Source organism: Nocardia asteroides, assembly GCF_021183625.1.
Taxonomy (GTDB): domain Bacteria; phylum Actinomycetota; class Actinomycetes; order Mycobacteriales; family Mycobacteriaceae; genus Nocardia; species Nocardia asteroides_A.
Genome location: NZ_CP089214.1, coordinates 3,766,553 through 3,785,516 on the forward strand (window position 1 = coordinate 3,766,553; position 18,964 = coordinate 3,785,516).

Below are 18,964 nucleotides of genomic sequence, written 5' to 3' on the forward strand. Positions count from 1 at the left end.
CGGCCGAAGGGGGAACGCGCTCCAGCGCTTCCGATGAACACCATGTATCTTGCCTTGTGCGTCGGCTGATGTGCCGCCGCTCACGTCTCGACCCGGGAGTGTTCGTGATGGCTTTGCCGCAGGTGTCGTCCCTCCGTTCGTCGCTGGTGCCGCGGGCGTCGCTGGCGATCGCCGCCGCGGCGCTGCTCACGGCGACGTTCGCGTCGGCCTGCTCCAGTGGTGACGGTGGCAACCCGACCTCGGAGAATCTCGACGGCCGCGGCCCGATCACCTACGTGGAGGGCAAGGACACCACCGAGACCGGGGTGGTGAAGCAGATCATCGAGCGCTGGAACGCCACCCACCCGAACGAGCAGGTGACGTTCAAGGAGCAGTCCAACGACGCCAACCAGCAGTACGACGACCTGGTCGAGCACATGCGCTCGAAGCAGTCCGGGTACGACGTCGTCGCGCTGGACGTCCCGTGGACCGCGGAGTTCGCGGCCAAGGGCTGGATCCAGCCGCTGAAGGACACCTTCGCGATCGACACCGCCGCGCTGCTCTCGCCGACGGTCGCGAGCGCCACCTACAACGGCACGCTGTACGCGGCGCCGCGGAACACCAACGGCGGCCTGCTCTTCTACCGCAAGGACCTGGTGCCGACCCCGCCGCGCACCTGGACCGAGATGCTCGCCCAGTGCCAGGTGGCGCGGGACAACAACATCGGCTGCTACGCCGGCCAGCTGGCCCCCTACGAGGGCCTCACGGTGAACACCGCCGAGGTGATCAACGCCTACGGCGGCACCTTCGTCGGCCCGGACGGCAAGACCCCGACGGTGGACAGCCCGCAGGCCCGCACCGGCCTGAACACGCTGGTCGACGCCTACAAGAAGGGCGACATCCCGCGCGAGGCGATCACCTTCAAGGAGCCGGAGAGCGGCAACGCCTTCGCCAACGGCAACCTGCTCTTCCTGCGCAACTGGCCGTACTTCTTCGGCGAGGCGGGCGGCGACGCATCGCAGGTCAAGGAGAAGTTCGGGGTGGCCCCGCTGCCCGGTGAGAACGGCGTCGGCGCCTCGACGCTCGGCGGCTACAACGCCGCGATCAGCGCCTTCTCCAAGAACAAGGCGACCTCGCTCGACTTCCTCCGCTTCCTGATCTCGGAGGAGGCGCAGCAGATCGTCGCCTCCGGCGCGCTGCCCTCGGTGCGCGCGTCGATGTACGACGACCCGGCCCTGATCGCGCAGATGCCGTACCTGCCCGCGCTCAAGGAGTCGATCGCGAGCGCGGTGCCGCGCCCGGTCACCCCGTTCTACTCCGCCGTGTCGAAGGCCGTGCAGGACAACGCCTACGCCGCGCTGAACGGCACCAAGTCGGTGGACGACGCGATCATCGGCATGCAGAAGGGCATCGAGACCGCCGGTAACTGACCGGCTCGAGCACGCCCGGCGTAGCGAAACCCGTAGGAGAGAGAACGTGTCGGATCCTTCGGGAACGGCCACCCTGGTCGAGGAAAAGCCATCCGGGGAACGCGAACCCGGCTTCGGCGCGGCGCTGGCCACCGAGTGGCGCAAGTCCCGCCGGGCCTGGCTGTTCGTGCTCCCGGTGCTGACCGCGCTCACCGTGGTCATCGGTTACCCGGTGTTCCGGGCGCTCTGGATGTCCTTCCAGAAGGACCCGGGGCTGGACAAGGCCACCGGCATGTTCGTCGAGGGCGGCGGCGCCGGCTTCACGAACTACACGCACTGGCTGCTGCAGCAGTGCCAGGCCGCGGGCGGGCTGGTGCCGTGCCCGACCGGAACGCTCGGCTCGCAGTTCTGGATGGCGGTCGGCGTCACGTTCTTCTTCACCGTGGTCACCGTCTCGCTGGAGGTGGTGCTCGGGCTGGCGATGGCCGTGGTGATGGGCAAGACCTTCCGCGGCCGGGCGCTGCTGCGCGCCGCGGTGCTCATCCCGTGGGCCATTCCGACCGCCGTCACCGCGCGGCTCTGGGAGTTCATGTTCCAGTACGACGGCGTGGTGAACCGGCTCCTCGGCACCGAGATCCTCTGGACCTCGGACGCCTGGCCGGCCCGCTTCGCGGTGATCGCGGCCGACGTCTGGAAGACCACGCCGTTCATGGCGCTGCTGCTGCTCGCCGGGCTGCAGGTGATCCCGGCCGACGTGTACGAGGCGGCCAAGGTGGACGGCGCATCGGCCTGGCAGCGCTTCGTGCACATCACGCTGCCGCTGCTCAAGCCCGCACTGCTGGTCGCGGTGCTCTTCCGCACCATGGACGCGCTGCGGATGTTCGACCTGCCCGCGATCATGACGCTGGGCAACCCGGCCACCAAGACCCTCTCGATCCTGGTGGTCGAGCAGGTGCGGCAGGGGCCGAACAGCGCGGCCGCGCTCTCGACGATCACCTTCCTGATGATCTTCGCGGTGGCGTTCGTGCTGGTGAAGGTCCTCGGCGCGAACGCGGTCCGCACGCAGGAGGAGCAGCGCAAGGCATGAGCACCGCCATCGACACCGGAAAGCCCGAAGCCACCCGCCCCGCGGTGCCGAACAAGCAGCCGTGGTCCAAGCGGCTCGGCACCGTCCGGCTCTACCTCGGCGCGCTGATCGTGCTGCTCTGGGGGCTCGCGCCGTTCTACTGGATGATGGTGACCGCCTTCCGCGATCCCGCCTACCAGTTCGATAACACCCCGTGGCCGACGCACGTGACGCTGGAGAACTTCCGCAACGCGTTCGACACCACCCGCGGCAACGACTTCGGCAAGGCGCTGCTGAACAGCGTCATCATCGGGTTCGCGACGACGGTGGTGGCGCTGGTCATCGGCATCCTGGCGGCGTACGCGCTGGCCCGGATCCAGTTCCGGGGCAAGTACATCGTCTCCGGGCTGATCCTGAGCGCCTCCATGTTCCCGGTGGTGGTGCTGGTGACCCCGCTGTTCCAGCTGTTCAGCGATATCGGCTGGATCGGGCAGTACCAGGCGCTGATTATCCCGAACATCTCGTTCGTGCTGCCGATGACGGTGTACATCCTGGCCTCGTTCTTCGCCGAGCTGCCCTGGGAGCTGGAGGAGGCCGCGCGGATCGACGGCGCGAGCAAGCTGCAGGCCTTCCGGCTGGTGATGCTGCCGCTGGCGGCGCCCGCGGTCTTCACCACCGCGATCCTCGCCTTCATCGCGGCGGTCAACGAGTACCTGCTGGCCCGGCTGCTCTCCAACAGCGCCACCGAGCCGGTGACCGTCGCCATCGCGCGCTTCTCCGGCAACGACCCGCTGGTGCAGCCGTACGCGGCGATCATGGCGGCGGGCACCATCGTCACGGTGCCGCTGGTGATCATGGTGCTGCTGTTCCAGCGCCGGATCATCTCCGGGCTCACCGCGGGCGGCGTCAAGAGCTGATCGGGCCGTCGCCACCGGGTAAAGTCGGGGGACGTCACCGCGGGGTTCGCGGGAAGCCGCACCGGGAGTTCGCCGCCGCTTTCGGAAGGAGAGGCTCGTGAGCTCGTCCGAAGAGCCCCCCGCACCCCGGAGATCGCCGCAGCCCGTCTACGACGAGACCGCGCACTGGAAGCCGCTGCCCGGCGCCGCGCTGCGCGGGAGCACACCGCCCGGCGCGCCGGTCCCGCCGCGGCGCACCCGCGGCCAGCGGCTGCGCAGGCTGCTGCTGGCGCTCACCGTCGTCTTCGTCGCCGTGCCCGCGCTGCTCTTCGTGCTGGTCTACTGGAGCGCCGAGATCCCGAGCCCGGAGAACGCGCAGGGCGCCCGGATCGCCACCGTGCTCGCCGCCGACGGCAGCACCGTGCTCACCACCGTGGTGCCGCCGAACGCCAACCGCACGCCGACGCCGCTCGCCGATGTCCCGGTACCGGTGCGCCAGGCCGTGCTCGCCGCCGAGGACCGCGACTTCTACAGCAACCCCGGCTACTCGACCAGCGGCTTCCTGCGCGCCGTCCGGGACAACCTGCTCGGCCACGACAACGCGGGCGGCGGCTCGACCATCACCCAGCAGTACGTGAAGAACGCCTTCCTCGGCCACGACCGCACCGTCACCAGGAAGCTGCGGGAGCTCGTGATCGCCGCCAAGATGGCGCGGCAGTGGAGCAAGGACGACATCCTCGCCGCCTACCTGAACACCATCTACTACGGCCGCGGCGCGTACGGGATCGCCGCCGCCGCCACCAACTACTTCGGCAAGCCGGTGCCCGAGCTGACCACGGCCGAGGGCGCGGTGCTCGCCGCCGTCATCCGCTCGCCCTCGATCCTGACCCCGGAGACGCACCTGCCGCAGCTGCGCGACCGCTGGCGCTACGTGCTCGACGGCATGGTCGAACTCGGCACGCTCACCGCCGCCGAGCGGGATGCCACCGCCTTCCCGAACATCATCCCGGTCACCGACATCCCGGATACCAGCACCGCGCTCGGCCCCGAGGGGCTGCTGCGCACCCAGGTGCTGCGCGAACTCGCCGACTCCGGCATCGACGAGCAGCAGCTGAACACCGGCGCGCTGCAGATCACCACCACCATCGACGCCCGCGCGCAGCAGGCCGCGCTGGACGCGGTGACGAGCAGGCTCGGCCCGCAGCCGCCGCAGCTGCGCGGCGCCGTCGTCTCCGTCGACCCGCGCTCCGGCGCGGTGCGCGCCTACTACGGCGGCACCGACGGCACCGGCTACGACTTCGCCGCCGCCCCGCTGCAGACCGGCTCGGCGTTCAAGGTCTTCGCCGCCATCGCCGCGCAGCAGCAGGGGATCCCGCTCACTCGGACCTTCGACAGCGGCCCGGTCACCGACCGGGACGTCACCATCACCAACGTCGGCGGCGAGAGCTGCGGCAAGTGCAGCCTCGCCGAGGCACTGAAGCGCTCGCTCAACACCGTCTACTACCGGCTCACCATGGCCATGTCGGACGGGCCGGGCTCGATCGCCGACGCCGCGCACCTGGCAGGCATCCCGGAGGAGCTGCCCGGCGTCGGGAAGACGCTCACCGAGAACGGCGCCGCGCCCTACAACGGCATCGTGCTCGGCCAGTACCTGGTGCGCCCGATCGACATGGCAGCTGCCTACGCCACCCTCGCCGCCGGCGGCGTCCACCACCCGCCCTACTTCGTGCAGCGGGTGGTGACCGGGGGCGGCGAGGTGCTGCTCGACCGCGGCGACCCCGGCCGCGGCGAGCAGCGCATCCCCCGCGCCATCGCCGACAACACCGTCCGCGCCATGCTCCCCGTCGCCGGCTACTCCAACAACCACGGGCTCGCGGGCGGCAGGCCGTCCGCCGCCAAGACCGGCACCACCCAGCTCGGCGAGACCGCCGCCAACAAGGACGCCTGGATGATCGGGTTCACCCCCGCGCTCGCCACCGCGGTCTGGATCGGCACCGACCTGCCGCAGCCGCTGCGCACCGCCCGCGGCGGCGACATCTACGGCTCCGGGCTGCCCGCCGACATCTGGAAGGACACCATGGACGGCGCGCTCGACGGCACCCCCGTCGAACAGTTCCCCGACGCCGCGGCGCCGCAACCCGCCGCCCCCGGCGGCGGATTCGGCATCTTCGAGCCGGAGACCGGCACCGCGCCGAGCCCCGCGCCCGCGGAACCCTTCATCGTGATCCCGCCCGCCACCTCCGGCCCGGCCCGGCCCGGCGAGCTCTTCCCCGGTCTCAGCGGCCGCTGAACGTGTTGCTGCCAAGATCACGGTTACGCCTACCCGGTCCCCGCGGAACCACGGACGTGGCAGCATCGTTGGCCAGAGTGAGAGCTAACCGGAGTGAGAGCGACGCATGGGCCGGACCTCGGTGGTCCCGGCCGGCCGGAACCGCGCCGACCTGCGACGAAACCGCACGAAGGGCTCGAGCCGCGAACGACGCGCCGGGCGCGGGGCCGACAGCGTCGCCGGGCGGGCGATGCGGGAGGATAGCGCTCGAGCGACGACGAAAGACGAGACATAGGGGCTACGCCGGTGGATTTCAATGTCGTTGACCGTCCCGAGACGCTGGTGGCGGGAACAGTACTTCGCAGCCCGGCGCTCGCGGTCGAGGGACCGCGGCGGGCGAAGGTCGAAGAGGCGTGGAAGCGCAACCTCGCCCGCAGGCTGCCCGGGCCGCCGACCACGGCCTACGTCGACCACGCCCCGGAGATCAACTCGTACCTCACGCACATCGTCGGCTACCGCTGCCGGGGCCTGGACGACCTGCAGGCCGGTGACGTGCTCGCCCGAGTGCCCGCCGGACGCTTCGCCCGCTTCACCGCCAGCGGCGACAACCTCGGCGACACCATCGTCTCCATCTGGCGCACGGTGTGGGACGCCGAGGCCGCGGGCAAACTGGTGCGCTCCTACACCGGCGATGTCGAGCAGTACCCCGACGCCCGCACCGTCGAGGTGTTCGTGGCGCTGGCCGACGAACACGGGAACAGGTAGGACATGGCTGTGGACTTCGAACTCGTCACCCTGGACGAAATCCTGGTCGCGGGGTTGACGGTGCCGCTGACCGGACGGGAGGTCGCTGCCCGCGACCTCGACCTGGTGAACTTCACCTGGGATCGGTATCTGGCGCGGGAGAAGACCGTGACCAGGGCCGCCGCCTACATCGGGCAGAACGATCACGCGGTCGCGGTGCTCGGGTACGAGGTGCCGGGGCTGGACGATGTCGACCCCGGCGACGTGCTGACGCGGATTCCGCAGGGGCGCTACGCGCGCTTCGTCGTCTCGGACAAGCCGTACGACCTGCTGCGGACCGCATGGGCGCAGGTGGCGAAAGCCGAGGCGGCCGGGACCATTACGCGCTCGCACACCGCCGAGCTGGAGCGATACACGGGACCGACCTCGGTCGAGGTGTACGTGTCGCTGGACTGAAGACGCGCGCCGTGCGCGGCCGGTCGGCCGCGCACGGCGCGTTGTCTCTGCGGGTGTAACTGGTTACTCGGCCCCGATGATGAAGGCTTCCAGCTGGGTGCGGGCGATATCGTCCGCGAGCTGCTTCGGGGGGGACTTCATGAGGTAGGCGCTGGCCGGGATGACCGGGCCGCCGATGCCGCGGTCCTTCGCGATCTTGGCGGCGCGGACGGCGTCGATGATGATGCCCGCCGAGTTCGGCGAGTCCCAGACCTCGAGCTTGTACTCCAGGCTCAGCGGGACGTCGCCGAAGGCGCGACCCTCGAGGCGGACGTAGGCCCACTTGCGGTCGTCGAGCCAGCCGACGTGGTCGGACGGGCCGATGTGCACGTCGTTGGCGCCGAGCTCCTTCTTCAGGTTGCTGGTGACGGCCTGGGTCTTGGAGATCTTCTTCGACTCCAGCCGCTCCCGCTCCAGCATGTTCTTGAAGTCCATGTTGCCGCCGACGTTCAGCTGCATGGTGCGGTCGAGCTGCACGCCGCGATCCTCGAAGAGCTTCGCCATGACGCGGTGCGTGATGGTGGCGCCGACCTGGCTCTTGATGTCGTCACCGACGATCGGGACGCCCGCGTCGACGAACTTCTGCGCCCACACCGGGTCGGAGGCGATGAAGACCGGCAGCGCGTTGACGAAGGCGACGCCCGCGTCGATCGCGCACTGCGCGTAGAACTTGTCCGCCTCCTCCGACCCCACCGGCAGGTAGGAGACGAGCACGTCGGCCTTCGAGTCCCTCAGCACCTTGACGACATCCACCGGCTCGCTCTCGGAGAGCTCGATGGTCTCGGCGTAGTACTTGCCGATGCCGTCCAGGGTCGGGCCGCGCTGCACCGTGATGTCGGTCGGCGGCACGTCGGAGATCTTGATCGTGTTGTTCTCGCTGGCGAAGATCGCCTCGGCCAGGTCGAACCCGACCTTCTTCGCGTCCACGTCGAACGCGGCGACGAACTTGACGTCGCGCACGTGGTAGGGACCGAACCTGACGTGCATCAGCCCGGGCACGGTAGCGTTCTCGTCCGCATCCTGGTAGTACCGCACGCCCTGGACCAGCGACGAGGCGCAGTTGCCCACACCCACGATGGCGACGCGTACTTCGGTGGCGTTGTCAGCCTTGTCGATGTCACTCATGGCCGATATTTCCCTCTTTCTGTGGTGCCGCCTTCGTCGATTGCTCTGCGGCAATCAACTCGTTGAGCCAGCGCACTTCACGCTCGCTCGATTCCAGTCCGAGCTGATGGAGCTGCCGGGTGTAGCGATCGAGTGAGCCGCTCGCCTTCTTGATGGCCTCCCGGAGTCCTTCTCGGCGCTCCTCGACCTGACGCCGCCTGCCCTCCAGAATCCGCATCCGCGCCGCGGCGGGGGTGCGGCTGAAGAAGGCGAGGTGCACGCCGAAGCCGTCATCGGTGTAGTTCTGCGGCCCCGTGTCGGCGAGCAGTTCGGTGAACCGTTCCCGCCCCTCCGGAGTCAGGTGGTAGACGCGCCGCGCCCGCCGCATCGTCGCGCCGGTGACGCTCTCCTCCGCGATCAACCCATCCGTCTGCATTCGCCGCAGGGTGGGGTACAGCGACCCGTAGGAGAACGCGCGGAACGGCCCGAGCAGGCCGGTGAGCCGCTTGCGCAGCTCGTAGCCGTGCATGGGTGCGTCCAGGAGCAGCCCGAGGATTGCCAGTTCGAGCATCGGGCCTCACCCCCTGACTTGTCGACAGATCTAACCGATGGATGCGACTTACCACTATATCGGGCCGATATAACATCGCATGCAGAAGGTCGGCTCAATCGGTATAGCCGCAGTTCAGGACGGTTTATTGATCGCCAGGGGTTCGCCGTCGAGCGTGGTCTCCAGGTAGCCGGAGCGGGTGTCAGCGCCGCGCACGTAGATCCGGACGATCGGCGGGGACTCGCTGCGCGCGCCGGACTCGCGCTGCACGATGATGTGGCTGATCGTGCCGTCCGGCAGCCCGACCGTCCGCGGCGCGCCCGCGAGCAGCCCGGCGAGCCTCGGCACCCCGAGCGCGGCGAGGTCGAGGGTCTGTTCGTCCGGTTCGCGGCCGCTGCTCGCGGTGTACCGGTCGAAGCCGCCGTCGTAGCGGTAGTCGGCGGTGCTCTGCGGGCTGCCCGGCAGCACCCGGTCGACCAGCACGTACTCCGGGTAGAAGGTGGCCTCGTCGGCGATGGTCTCGCCGAATTCGGCGCGGTACTCGGCGAGGAAGTAGGCAATGCCGGCTCCGCTGGTGAGGATCGGCACCTGCTCGTCCGGGCCGCCCGGCCCGCCGCAGCTGCTCAGCAACCCGGCCAGCAAACCGAGCGCGGCGGCACCGGCCAGCACCGCGAGCGGCGCCTGCCAGCGGCGCGGGCTGCGCCGGTCGACCCGGACGATCGGGGCGTCCACCAGGTTCGCGGGCACCTGCAGATCCACCACCAGCGCGTCCAGCTCGCCGAAGGACTTCGCACGCATGGCCGCCGCGGTGCGCGCGCTGTGCTCGGCCGCGCTCAGCTGGCCGTCCGCCAGCGCGGCGTCCAGCACCGAGCAGGCGTCCACCCGGTCACCGTCCCGCGCCCGTACGCCGTCGGTTCGCTGCGCCATCCGCTCGCTCCTCAATTCTTGAAGGGCCAGACGTTGGCGACCCGCCCCGTTCCATCCATCAGCACCCGGCCGTACTCGGAGAACTCGGTGCTCACCGAGACGTCGACCGAGGTCGCGCCGCGCGGCAGGCCGTACCTGGCGTAGGAATCGGTGCCGATCAGCTCGACGCTCAGGTGCGAGACCGCGCCGTCGCGCAGGTTCGCGGCGGCGGGGGCGTCGGCCAGTGCGGTGCCGATGCCGCCGAGATCGAGCACGCCGAGATCGACGACCGGGGTGTCCACCTTGCGCGTGGTGACGTCCCGGTCCTGCTCGAAGCCGCCGCGATAGGTGTAGTGCACCAGGCGATTCGGCTGCCCGGGGAGGGCGCGCGCGATGCTCGCGTGCTCGGGGAACAGGTCGATCTCGTCGGCGCGCAGGTCGCCGAACTTCTCCCGGTACCGGCGCAGGAACTCGGCCAGCCCCTCCTCGGTGACCAGCGATGGCGTCGCGATCACGATGGGCTCGACCGCGCCGAGCTCGGCGACCTCGGGGTACGCCACCGGCGGCACCGCGACCTCGTCGCGGTGCGTTACCAGGAACCCGCCGGTGGCGGCGGCCAGCGCGAGCACGGTCACCAGCGCGATCCGCAGCCTGCCCCGGTAGCTGGGCGGCTGCCGTGGCCCGGTTTCCGCGCCGGGGGCGCGCTGCAGGTCGTCGACGAGCTCGGCGAGGTCGTCCAGGGAGCGGGCGGCGGTGAGCAGCTCCACCCGCCCGGCGTGCTCGGCGTCGGCGAGCTGGCCCTCGCCGTGCGCGGCGTCGAGCACGGCGCGGGTGCGCTCGCGATCGGCGTCCCGCGCGCGGGTGCGGCCGGGGTAGTGGCCGGGCCCGCCGTGCAGCGGGCGCCACCCGGTGCCCGCCCGCACTCCCTCGGTGGCCGCCTGCACCCTGGCCGCGGGCAGCTGGAGATCGTCGACCAGCGCGCGCAGTTCGCCGATCGTTCGCGCGGCGGTGACCCGCGCGGTGCGGTCGTGGTACTCGTCGCCGCCGAGCTGCCCCTCCGCGTAGGCGGCATCCAGGAGCCCGGATGCGTTCACGCGGTCGAGGTCACGCGCTCGCATGCGGCCGGATGCGGCGGTTGACACAGCAGAATCCTAGAATGCCGCGGCCGGAAACGCGCCTGTTGGCGGTGGATTGCCGTCGCGGGCAGCCCGCCCGCGCCGGGGCGGGGGCTTCCCCGCACCGCTACTCTGGGTGGCGTGCGAATTCAGCGGCAGGTGGTCGACTACGCCCTCCGGCGTAAGTCGCTGCTCGCCGACGTCTACGCGGGGCGGGTCGCCGTCGCCGAGGTCTGCGACGCCAATCCGTACCTCCTGCGGGCCGCGAAGTTCCACGGCCGTGGGAGCGAGGTCACCTGCCCCATCTGCCGGAAAGAGCAGCTGACGCTCGTATCCTGGGTCTACGGTGACGGGCTCGGGCAGACGGCGGGGTCGGCCAGAACGCCAGAGGAGCTGGCCAGGCTGGCCGACACCAAGGAGGAGTTCTCGGTGCACGTGGTCGAGGTCTGCCGCTCGTGCCACTGGAACCACCTGGTGCAGTCGTACGTTCTCGGCACCGATCCGGCGCCGCGGCGCGGCCGGTCCGGCGGGAATCGCGAGAACCGGCCCGGCTCCGGCCGGCGCAGCGCGGCCGAATGAGCCGCGCACCGGCTCTCCCGCGCAGGCAGCGGAGGAGCCGTGACACCGCCGAGCGGTGAACCCGACGCCATGAGCGTGCACAGATACGAGCAACGGAGATTTTGTCAGTGAATTCGCCCTACGAGCGTTCCCCCTACGGCGAAGAACCGCACGGCGGCCGTATGCAGCGCGGTTCACAGCAAGATTTCCAGTCCAGGCCGCAGCCGCAGCGCCCCGGCGGCCCGCCGCCCGGCGCGGGCCGTCCGCTGCCGCAGGACGGCAGGCCGATGCCGCCGCGCCAGGGCGCGCCCGGCCAGCGCCCGCCGCAGCGGCAGGGGCCACCGCCCGGCCGCCCGGCCGGGCCGTACCAGGGCGGCCCGCCGCCGAACGGGCGCCCCGCGCCCGGCGGCCCGAGACCACCCGCGCAGAACCCCGGCCGCCCGCCGCGCCGCGACGGCATACCGTCCGGGCCGATCCCCGGCCCTGGCGAGCCCGCCAACCGCACCCAGCGCATCGCGCGCCCCGGTGAGCCCGCGCAGCGCGCGGTCGGCGCCGAGCGCACCCGCCCCGGCGCCAGCGACGCCGTCCGGCGGCCGGTGACCGGCGAGGCCGCGCGGCGCGCCGCCCCGGCCGGGACCGGCGGCCGCGCCGCGGTCCGCCGCGACGGCACCGCCACCGGCGAGCGCAGCAGGCAGGGCGGCCCGCCCGGCCCGCCGAACCGGCGCGACGGCGGCGGCAAGGGTGGCGGCCGCGGTGGCGGGCAGCGGAAGCGGAAGTTCCCGTGGAAGATCCTGCGCCGCACCCTCTACGTGCTGGTCGCGCTGATGATCGTGGTGCCGAGCGCGGTGTTCCTCGTCGCCTACAGCACGGTCTCGGTGCCGAAGCCGGGCGACCTGGAGACCAACCAGGTGGCCACCATCTTCGGCTCGGACGGCACCACCGTGCTCAGCAAGGTGATCCCGCCGGAGGGCAACCGCACCGAGGTCGGCATCGACCAGATCCCGCCGCACGTGCGCAACGCGGTGATCGCGGCCGAGGACCGGGACTACTACTCCAATCCGGGCTTCTCGCTCTCCGGCTTCGCCCGCGCCGCCAGGGACAACCTGCTCGGCAAGGAGAGCGCGGGCGGTGGCTCGACCATCACCCAGCAGTACGTGAAGAACGCCATGGTCGGTGACGAGCGGTCGCTCACCCGCAAGATGCGCGAGCTGGTGATCTCGGCCAAGATGGCGCGCCAGTGGAGCAAGGAGCAGATCCTCGCCGCCTACCTGAACACCATCTACTTCGGCCGCGGTGCCTACGGCATCGACGCCGCCGCGAAGGCGTACTTCGGCAAGCCGGTGCAGGAGCTGACCGTCTCCGAGGGCGCGGTGCTGGCCGCCACCATCCAGCTGCCGTCCGCGCTCGACCCGGAGAAGAACCCGGAGGGCGCCAAGACGCGCTGGGGCTACGTGCTCGACGGCATGGCCGCCGGTGGCAACCTGCCCGCCGCCGAGCGCCAGTCCATGCAGTACCCGCCGGTGATTCCGCTGGCATCGCTGCAGGACAACGAGCTGGACCAGGGCCCGGAGGGGCTGATCAAGACGCAGGTGCTGCGCGAGCTCTCCGCCGCGGGCATCAGCGAGCAGCAGCTCAACACCGACGGCCTGCAGATCACCACCACCATCGACCCGCAGATGCAGGAGGCGGCGGTGAACGCCGCGCGCACCAAGATGGAGGGCGAGCCGGAGCAGCTGCGCACGGCGGTCGTCTCGATCGACCCGCGCACCGGCGCGGTCCGCGCCTACTACGGCGGCGAGGACGGCGCGGGCTACGACTTCGCCAACGCCGGGCTGCAGGTCGGCTCGTCGTTCAAGCCGATCGGCCTGGCCGCGAACCTGGAGCAGGGCATTCCGCTCTCGCAGATGTACGACAGCTCGCCGGTGACGGTGAACGGCATCAAGATCACGAACGTCGAGGGCGAGCAGTGCGGCACCTGCACCATCGCCGAGGCGCTCAAGCGCTCGCTGAACACCAGCTTCTACCGGATGCAGCTGGACATGCAGAACGGCCCGCAGAAGATCGCCGACATGGGGCACAAGCTCGGCATCCCGGAGTCGCTGCCCGGCGTCGGCAAGACGCTGACCGAGCCGGACGGCACCGGCCCGAACAACGGCATCGTGCTCGGCCAGTACCAGGCCAGGGTGCTCGACATGGCGTCGGTGTACGCGACATTCGCCGCCTCCGGCATGTACCACGCGCCGCACTTCGTCTCCCGGGTGGTGACCGCCGACGGCACCCCCCTGCTCGACCGCGGCGACGTCCCCGGTGAGCAGCGGGTCTCGGCGGCGGTGGCGGACAACGTCACCGCGGCGATGAAGCCGATCGCGGGCTACTCGCGCAACCACGGGCTGGCCGGCGGCAGGGAGTCCGCGGCCAAGACCGGTACCGCCCAGCTCGGCGACACCGGCGAGAACAAGGACACCTGGATGGTCGGGTACACCCCGTCGCTCGCCACCGCGGTCTGGGTCGGCAGCACCGACAACTCCGCGCTGCGCAACTACGGCGGCTCCATGATCTACGGCTCCAGCCTGCCGTCGGACATCTGGAAGCTGACCATGGACGGCGCGCTCAAGGGCACGTCGAACGAGACCTTCCCGAAGCCGGCGCCGATCAAGGGCCAGGCGGGCGTGCCCGAGTGGACCGCCCCCTACACCCCGCCGTCCAGCACCGAGCAGGAGCCGCTGCCGCCGGTGGTGATCACCCCGTCGCAGGTGGAGATCCTGCCCGGCATCACCATCCCGGTGCCGGGCATCGCGCCGCAGACCCAGCAGCAGCGCCCGCAGCAGCAGACCCAGCCGGACGCCGGGCCGCTGCCCGGCCAGCCGACGGCGACCGGCGCCCCCGGGGCGGGCGGCAACGAGGAGTCGGAGGGCGGCAGGCCGAGCGGCTCCCGGTAGCCTCGGATTTCGTGACCGAGCAGCAGGTGGCCGACGATCGAGCGGCCGGCGGTACCGTGCCGGCCGCCGGTTCGCCGGGCACCGGCCCGGACGCGGTGTACCACCCGCTTCCCGGCTACATCTCGCCCGCGCCGCTCGCGCCGGATCTGCGCTCCGCGGACGGGCGGGACAAGCCGAGCCGAAACGATTCGCTCGCCGCGCAGCTCAGCACCGCGGTCGGCGGCCCGGTCGGCGATCACGCGCTGATCGGCCGGGCCAGGTACTGGACGCCGCTGCGCGTGCTGCTCGTCTTCGCGGTGCTCTTCCTCGCGCTCGGCTGGTCGACCAAGGCGGCCTGTATCCAGCAGACCGCGGACGGCAACGGCCAGCTCTCGCTGGACTGGAACAACGGCCGCCAGTACGTGGCCATGTGCTACTCCGACACCGTGCCGCTGTACGGCGCGGAGCGGCTGAACGAGGGCGCCTTCCCGTACAAGAAGTACTGGATCGAGCAGACCCCCGAGGGCGGCACCGAGGTCAGGTACATGGAGTATCCGGTGCTCTCCGGGCTCTACCAGTACCTGGCCATGCGGATCGCGAAGACCTACGACATGCTGCCGCTGCCGGGAGCGGGGGCGCTGCAGGTCGTCGTCTACTTCAACGTGGTGGCCATCGGGCTGGCGCTGGCCTGGCTGGTCACCGTCTGGGCGACCACCCGATCGGCGGGCAGGCGGCCGTGGGATGTCGCGCTGCTGGTCTGCTCCCCGCTGGTGATCGTGCACGCCTTCACCAATTTCGACGCCATCGCCACCGCCTTCGCCGCCACCGGCCTGCTGGCCTGGGCCCGGCGGCGACCGGTGCTGGCCGGGGTACTGCTCGGCCTCGGCGGCGCCGCCAAGCTGTATCCCCTGCTGCTGCTCGGCCCGCTGGTGATCCTGTGCCTGCGCGCCGACCCGCTGCACCGCGCCCCCGGCGCCCGCACCGGCCCCCCGCTGAGCTCGATCCGCGACCTGGACACCTTCCTGGACTGGTGGGACGGCAGGCGGCAGCGCCTCGAGGTGCTCAGCAGCCGCCCGCTCGGCGCCGCGGGCGCCACCGTAGCCGCGGCCCTGCTGACGTGGGGACTGGTGAACCTGCCGATCGCCCTGCTCTACCCCCAGGGCTGGCGCGAGTTCTTCCGCCTGAACACCACCAGGCACGCCGACCCCGACTCGATCTACAACGTGATCACGTCGTTCACCGGCTGGTCCGGCTTCGACGGAAAGCTGGTGCACGGCGAGGCCCCCGGCATCCTGAACACGGTCTCCCTGGCCGCCTTCGCCCTGGCCTGCCTAGCCATCGCCTACCTGGCCCTCAAGGCCCCCCACCGCCCCCGCCTCGCCCAGCTCTGCTTCCTCCTGATCGCGGCCTTCCTGCTGACCAACAAGGTGTGGAGCCCCCAGTACTCCCTCTGGCTTGTCCCCCTGGCGGTACTGGCCCTCCCGCACCGCCGCATCCTCCTGGCCTGGATGACCATCGACGCCCTGGTCTGGGTCCCGCGCATGTACTACTACCTCGGAACCGACCGCAAGGGCCTCCCCGAACAGTGGTTCACCGCCACGGTCCTCCTCCGCGACCTGGCAGTACTTGCCCTCTGCGCCCTGGTGGTCCGCCAGATCTACCGCCCCGCCGAAGACCCGGTCCGCCGCGACTACGCCGACGACCCCCTCGGCGGCGTACTGGATCGGTCCCCCGACCCCCTACTCCCGTGGCTCCCGGAACCCCTCCGCCCCAAACCAGCCCCCCTCTGACCCGCCCCCTACACGCTCCGCAAGAACCGAGCCTGCCGCTCCGGCTCCCGCGGCAACAAATCCAACGCCAGCTCCCATGCCGACCCCGTCCAGGGATCGAACAGCGGCGTCCCGGCCACAGTCGGCAAATGCCGACAGGACTGCGACAACGCAGCCAACGCACTCTCCGTCGAGTTCGACTCGTTCGCCCCCACGAACACCACCGACAACCCGATCAACCCCCCGCGCAACACCAGCGTCGACAACCGCTGCACATCTATCCCCTGATACCCGTGCGGGAAATCAGCGGCCACCAAAATTCGATGCTCCCCCGGCGGCACCCCCGCCCCACCACTCAGCGCCAGCTCGGCCAGCTCAACAGCCTCCACCAACTCCTGCAGCCGCCCCGAGATCTCGGTGTGATCCCCGATGGGCGCGCCCTCCAGCACCGGCGCGAGCAGCGGGGTAAGACTCCGAAACCCCTGACTCAGGTCGATGAGATCGACAACCGTCCGCCGCTCCGGAGCCGCCGAAATCAAACGCGCCAGCAGCGCACCCACCACCGGCGCGACGGCCGCACTCGACTCGGTATCGATCCACAGCGGCCGATTCAACGGAACCGGCACGCAATACGGCACCCGCAACGCCCCACGCTCGATCGCATACAGCTCCCCGAGCCGAATCCCGTCCGACGCCGCAGGGGGACGATCCCACGCGGGCGCCTCCCAGGAAGCGAGCGCGGGCGGCAGCAGCCGATCCGCCTCGGCAAGTTCCCGAAGCAGCTGCTCACTGTCCCTGCGGTGATTCCCCTCGGCTATCCCGATCAATTCGTCGTAGCGCCGCTGCGCGAGCTGCCGCGCCTGCTCGGCGGCGGGGGTGTTCCGGGTGGCCGGATCGGAGACAGCAGCGGAGAGCTCCTGATCCAGCCGCTTGTCGGCATACTCGCGCGCCGCGATCAGCGCCGCCGCGGACCGCGCCGCATCCTCGAAGATCATCCAGATCCGCTCGAGGCCGTGCGCCACCTCGAGCGGCGCACCGGCGGCGGACGCGGCTGCGCCGGTGCCGGCGGTGGCTCCGCCCGGAACGGCTCCCGCGGCGTGGGCGGTACCGCCGGCGGGCGCGGCCCAGCCGGGTGCGGCGGTGCGGCCATCGGTGCTTCCCGCGCTCGCCGAAGCGGGCGCGGCGATCCCGTGCGCGGGCAGCAGCGCGCCCATCCCGCCCGCGTACCCCTGCCCGACCGCGCGCAGCTTCCACCCGTTCCCGCGCCGGTACACCTCGAAGCAGATCAGCGCCGTCTCCCCCGCCGACGGGGTGACGGTGAACCGCGCGATCCCCGCCCCGTCCGCCCCGGTGAGCACGGCGTCGACCACGCCGACCCCACCGGGCGGCAGCGGCACCGCCGGGTCGACGGCCACGACGAGCAGCACCGCCTGCGCGTCGGCCCGCACGGCAGGCGGGTCGACGACGACGGCGCTGCCGGTGAGCGCGACGCCCGGCGCGGCCTGGCACTCCGCGGATACGTGGTCCTCCGGGCCGGTGACCCGCAGGTTGTCCGCCACCACCAGGGCCGCGAGGCGCAGCGCCGCACCGGCGGAGGCCTCGAATCGCACGGCCCCGCCGGTGAGCGGGATGTTCTGCCCGGCCTGCAACTGGATCACGACATCTGCTCCGCTCAGCTGTTCACCAGGAATCGGCCCAGCTGCGGGACCGCCTCGCCCGGGTGCTTGGCCTGGAATCCCTCGCCGAGCGCGACGAACTTCCAGTCGTTGCCCGCGCGGTAGATCTTGGCCATCGCCATGGCGGTGAACGGCATGCCGCCCGCCAGGGTGAAGCGCGCCAGCTCGGCGTTGTTGCTGCCGTCGACCAGGCGGCAGAACGCGTTCTGCACCTGTTCGAACGAGTGCCCCTTATAGGAGGTGACGATGAAGAGCAGCGTGTTGACGTGCGCGGGCACCCGGGTGAGATCCACCAGAATCACCTCGTCGTCGCCGTCGCCCTCGCCGGTCAGGTTGTCGCCCTGGTGCCGGACCGAGCCGTCCTTGGAGCTGAGCTGGCCGTAGTAGGCCACGTCGACCAGGTTGGTGTCGGCGAACAGGGTGACCGAGGCGTCGAGGTCGATGTCGACGGTGCGGCTGCCGAACATGCCGCGGGTGCGCACCGGGTCCCAGCCGAGCCCCATCTTGACGAAGGTCAGCTGGGCGCCGCCCTCCTTGCGGAGCGTGACCCGCTGGCCCTTCTCCAGGCTGACCGGCCGGTCCTTGCTCAGGCTCACCTCGGCGGGCGGTTGCTGCGGCGGCGCGGCGGGCGGGTAGCCGCCCTGGGGGTGACCCTGCTGCTGCGGGTAGCCGCCCTGCTGCGGGGGCGGCGGGTAGCCCTGCTGGCCGCCCTGCGGCGGGGGCGGGTAGCCACCGGGCCCGCCCTGCTGCGGCGGGGGCGGGTAGCCGCCCGGCCCACCCTGCTGCGGCGGCGGGTAGCCGCCCGGCGCGGGCTGCTGCGGCGGCGGGTAGCCCTGGGTCGGCGCGAACTGCTGCTGCGGCGGCGGGTACCCGCCCTGCGTCGGCTGCGCGACCTGGGTCGGCGCGGGCGGCGGCGGGGGCGGCGCGCTCTGCGCCTGCGGGGCGGGCGAATCGTCGACGCTCACACCGTGGTCGGTGACCAGCGCCGCGAACCCGCCCGCGTAGCCCTGCCCGACCGCGCGCACCTTCCAGGCGCCCTGGCGCCGGTACAGCTCCAGCGCGATCACGATGGACTCGCTGGCCAGGCCGTCGATCCGATACTCGAAGAGCTGGTTGCCCGAGGTGTCGGAGACGATCGCGGTCGGGGCGGGGAACCGGCCGAAGTTGCTGTTCGAATCCTCCAGCGTGATCACCGCGCGGATCTGCGCGATGTCCGGCGGCACCTGCGCGAGCGAGACCGCGAGCGCCGCGGGCCCCCCGGCCGCGGGCACCAGGTTCACGCCGGGACCGCTCGGCTGGTTGAAGAAGACGAAGTCGGCGTCGGTGCGGACCTTCCCCTGTTCGGTGACGAGCAGCGCGGAGAGATCCGCGGGAGCCGTGAGCTGGATGGAGACCACGACGTCGTTGACTGCCAGTGGGCCGTTCTGGCCTTTGGCGAGTGATGCGGACAAGTTCGACCCTTCGCTTGTCGGTGCGTTCGAAGCCACTCTACGAGAATCGCCCGCGGGCG

15 protein-coding genes are annotated in these 18,964 nt (G+C 71.3%); 9 read left to right on the forward strand and 6 right to left on the reverse strand.

Annotation, left to right across the window (positions count from 1 at the left end; translation table 11 throughout):
- Positions 1–107: 107 nt before the first annotated feature.
- From LTT61_RS17960 to LTT61_RS17985, 6 genes are all read left to right on the forward strand, one after another.
- Positions 108–1,409 (forward strand): ABC transporter substrate-binding protein, encoded by a 1,302-nt coding sequence (locus LTT61_RS17960; RefSeq protein WP_233015256.1) that lies wholly within the window; start codon positions 108–110, stop codon positions 1,407–1,409.
- A gap of 46 nt (positions 1,410–1,455) precedes the next feature.
- On the forward strand, positions 1,456–2,475 hold the full coding sequence (locus LTT61_RS17965; protein ID WP_233015257.1) for a carbohydrate ABC transporter permease: 1,020 nt from the start codon (positions 1,456–1,458) through the stop codon (positions 2,473–2,475).
- Complete coding sequence (locus LTT61_RS17970; RefSeq protein WP_233015258.1) at positions 2,472–3,371, forward strand: carbohydrate ABC transporter permease; 900 nt, start codon at positions 2,472–2,474, stop codon at positions 3,369–3,371. The genes LTT61_RS17965 and LTT61_RS17970 overlap by 4 nt, the downstream gene beginning before the upstream one ends.
- Positions 3,372–3,468: 97 nt before the next feature.
- Entirely contained in the window at positions 3,469–5,640 is a 2,172-nt protein-coding gene (locus LTT61_RS17975) for a transglycosylase domain-containing protein (protein ID WP_420094656.1), read from the forward strand.
- A gap of 285 nt (positions 5,641–5,925) precedes the next feature.
- The gene (locus tag LTT61_RS17980) at positions 5,926–6,384 is read left to right on the forward strand and encodes a GyrI-like domain-containing protein (RefSeq protein WP_233015259.1); all 459 of its coding nucleotides are present in this window, start codon (positions 5,926–5,928) and stop codon (positions 6,382–6,384) included.
- Positions 6,385–6,387: 3 nt separating this feature from the next.
- Positions 6,388–6,819, forward strand: coding sequence for a GyrI-like domain-containing protein (locus LTT61_RS17985; protein WP_233015260.1), 432 nt, complete (start codon positions 6,388–6,390; stop codon positions 6,817–6,819).
- A gap of 63 nt (positions 6,820–6,882) precedes the next feature.
- Here LTT61_RS17985 and LTT61_RS17990 read toward each other — a convergent pair whose 3' ends face one another.
- From LTT61_RS17990 to LTT61_RS18005, 4 genes are all read right to left on the reverse strand, one after another.
- The gene (locus LTT61_RS17990; RefSeq protein WP_233015261.1) at positions 6,883–7,983 is read right to left on the reverse strand and encodes an inositol-3-phosphate synthase; all 1,101 of its coding nucleotides are present in this window, start codon (positions 7,981–7,983) and stop codon (positions 6,883–6,885) included.
- Complete coding sequence (locus LTT61_RS17995; RefSeq protein ID WP_233015262.1) at positions 7,976–8,533, reverse strand: PadR family transcriptional regulator; 558 nt, start codon at positions 8,531–8,533, stop codon at positions 7,976–7,978. Before LTT61_RS17995 ends, LTT61_RS17990 begins: the two co-directional genes overlap by 8 nt.
- Before the next feature lie 114 nt (positions 8,534–8,647).
- A complete protein-coding gene (locus LTT61_RS18000; RefSeq protein ID WP_233015263.1) occupies positions 8,648–9,439 on the reverse strand; it encodes a DUF1707 SHOCT-like domain-containing protein in 792 nt (263 codons plus the stop codon).
- Between the two features lie 11 nt (positions 9,440–9,450).
- Positions 9,451–10,536 (reverse strand): DUF1707 SHOCT-like domain-containing protein, encoded by a 1,086-nt coding sequence (locus LTT61_RS18005; protein WP_269821906.1) that lies wholly within the window; start codon positions 10,534–10,536, stop codon positions 9,451–9,453.
- A 156-nt stretch (positions 10,537–10,692) separates the two neighbouring features.
- Here LTT61_RS18005 and LTT61_RS18010 point away from each other — a divergent pair, with 156 nt between their 5' ends.
- The 3 genes from LTT61_RS18010 to LTT61_RS18020 all read left to right on the forward strand — a co-directional run bounded on the left by LTT61_RS18010 (position 10,693) and on the right by LTT61_RS18020 (position 15,799).
- Positions 10,693–11,112 (forward strand): DUF5318 family protein, encoded by a 420-nt coding sequence (locus LTT61_RS18010; RefSeq protein WP_233021063.1) that lies wholly within the window; start codon positions 10,693–10,695, stop codon positions 11,110–11,112.
- Between the two features lie 803 nt (positions 11,113–11,915).
- Positions 11,916–14,030 (forward strand): transglycosylase domain-containing protein, encoded by a 2,115-nt coding sequence (locus tag LTT61_RS18015; RefSeq protein WP_420094819.1) that lies wholly within the window; start codon positions 11,916–11,918, stop codon positions 14,028–14,030.
- Between the two features lie 95 nt (positions 14,031–14,125).
- Positions 14,126–15,799: a glycosyltransferase family 87 protein gene (locus LTT61_RS18020; protein WP_233021064.1), complete on the forward strand. Its 1,674-nt coding sequence runs from the start codon at positions 14,126–14,128 to the stop codon at positions 15,797–15,799.
- A gap of 8 nt (positions 15,800–15,807) precedes the next feature.
- On the opposite strand, the gene LTT61_RS18025 is transcribed toward LTT61_RS18020, so the two are convergent.
- Positions 15,808–17,436: a TerD family protein gene (locus tag LTT61_RS18025; RefSeq protein ID WP_233015266.1), complete on the reverse strand. Its 1,629-nt coding sequence runs from the start codon at positions 17,434–17,436 to the stop codon at positions 15,808–15,810.
- A gap of 14 nt (positions 17,437–17,450) precedes the next feature.
- Positions 17,451–18,905 (reverse strand): TerD family protein, encoded by a 1,455-nt coding sequence (locus LTT61_RS18030; RefSeq protein WP_233015267.1) that lies wholly within the window; start codon positions 18,903–18,905, stop codon positions 17,451–17,453.
- Positions 18,906–18,964 lie beyond the last annotated feature (59 nt).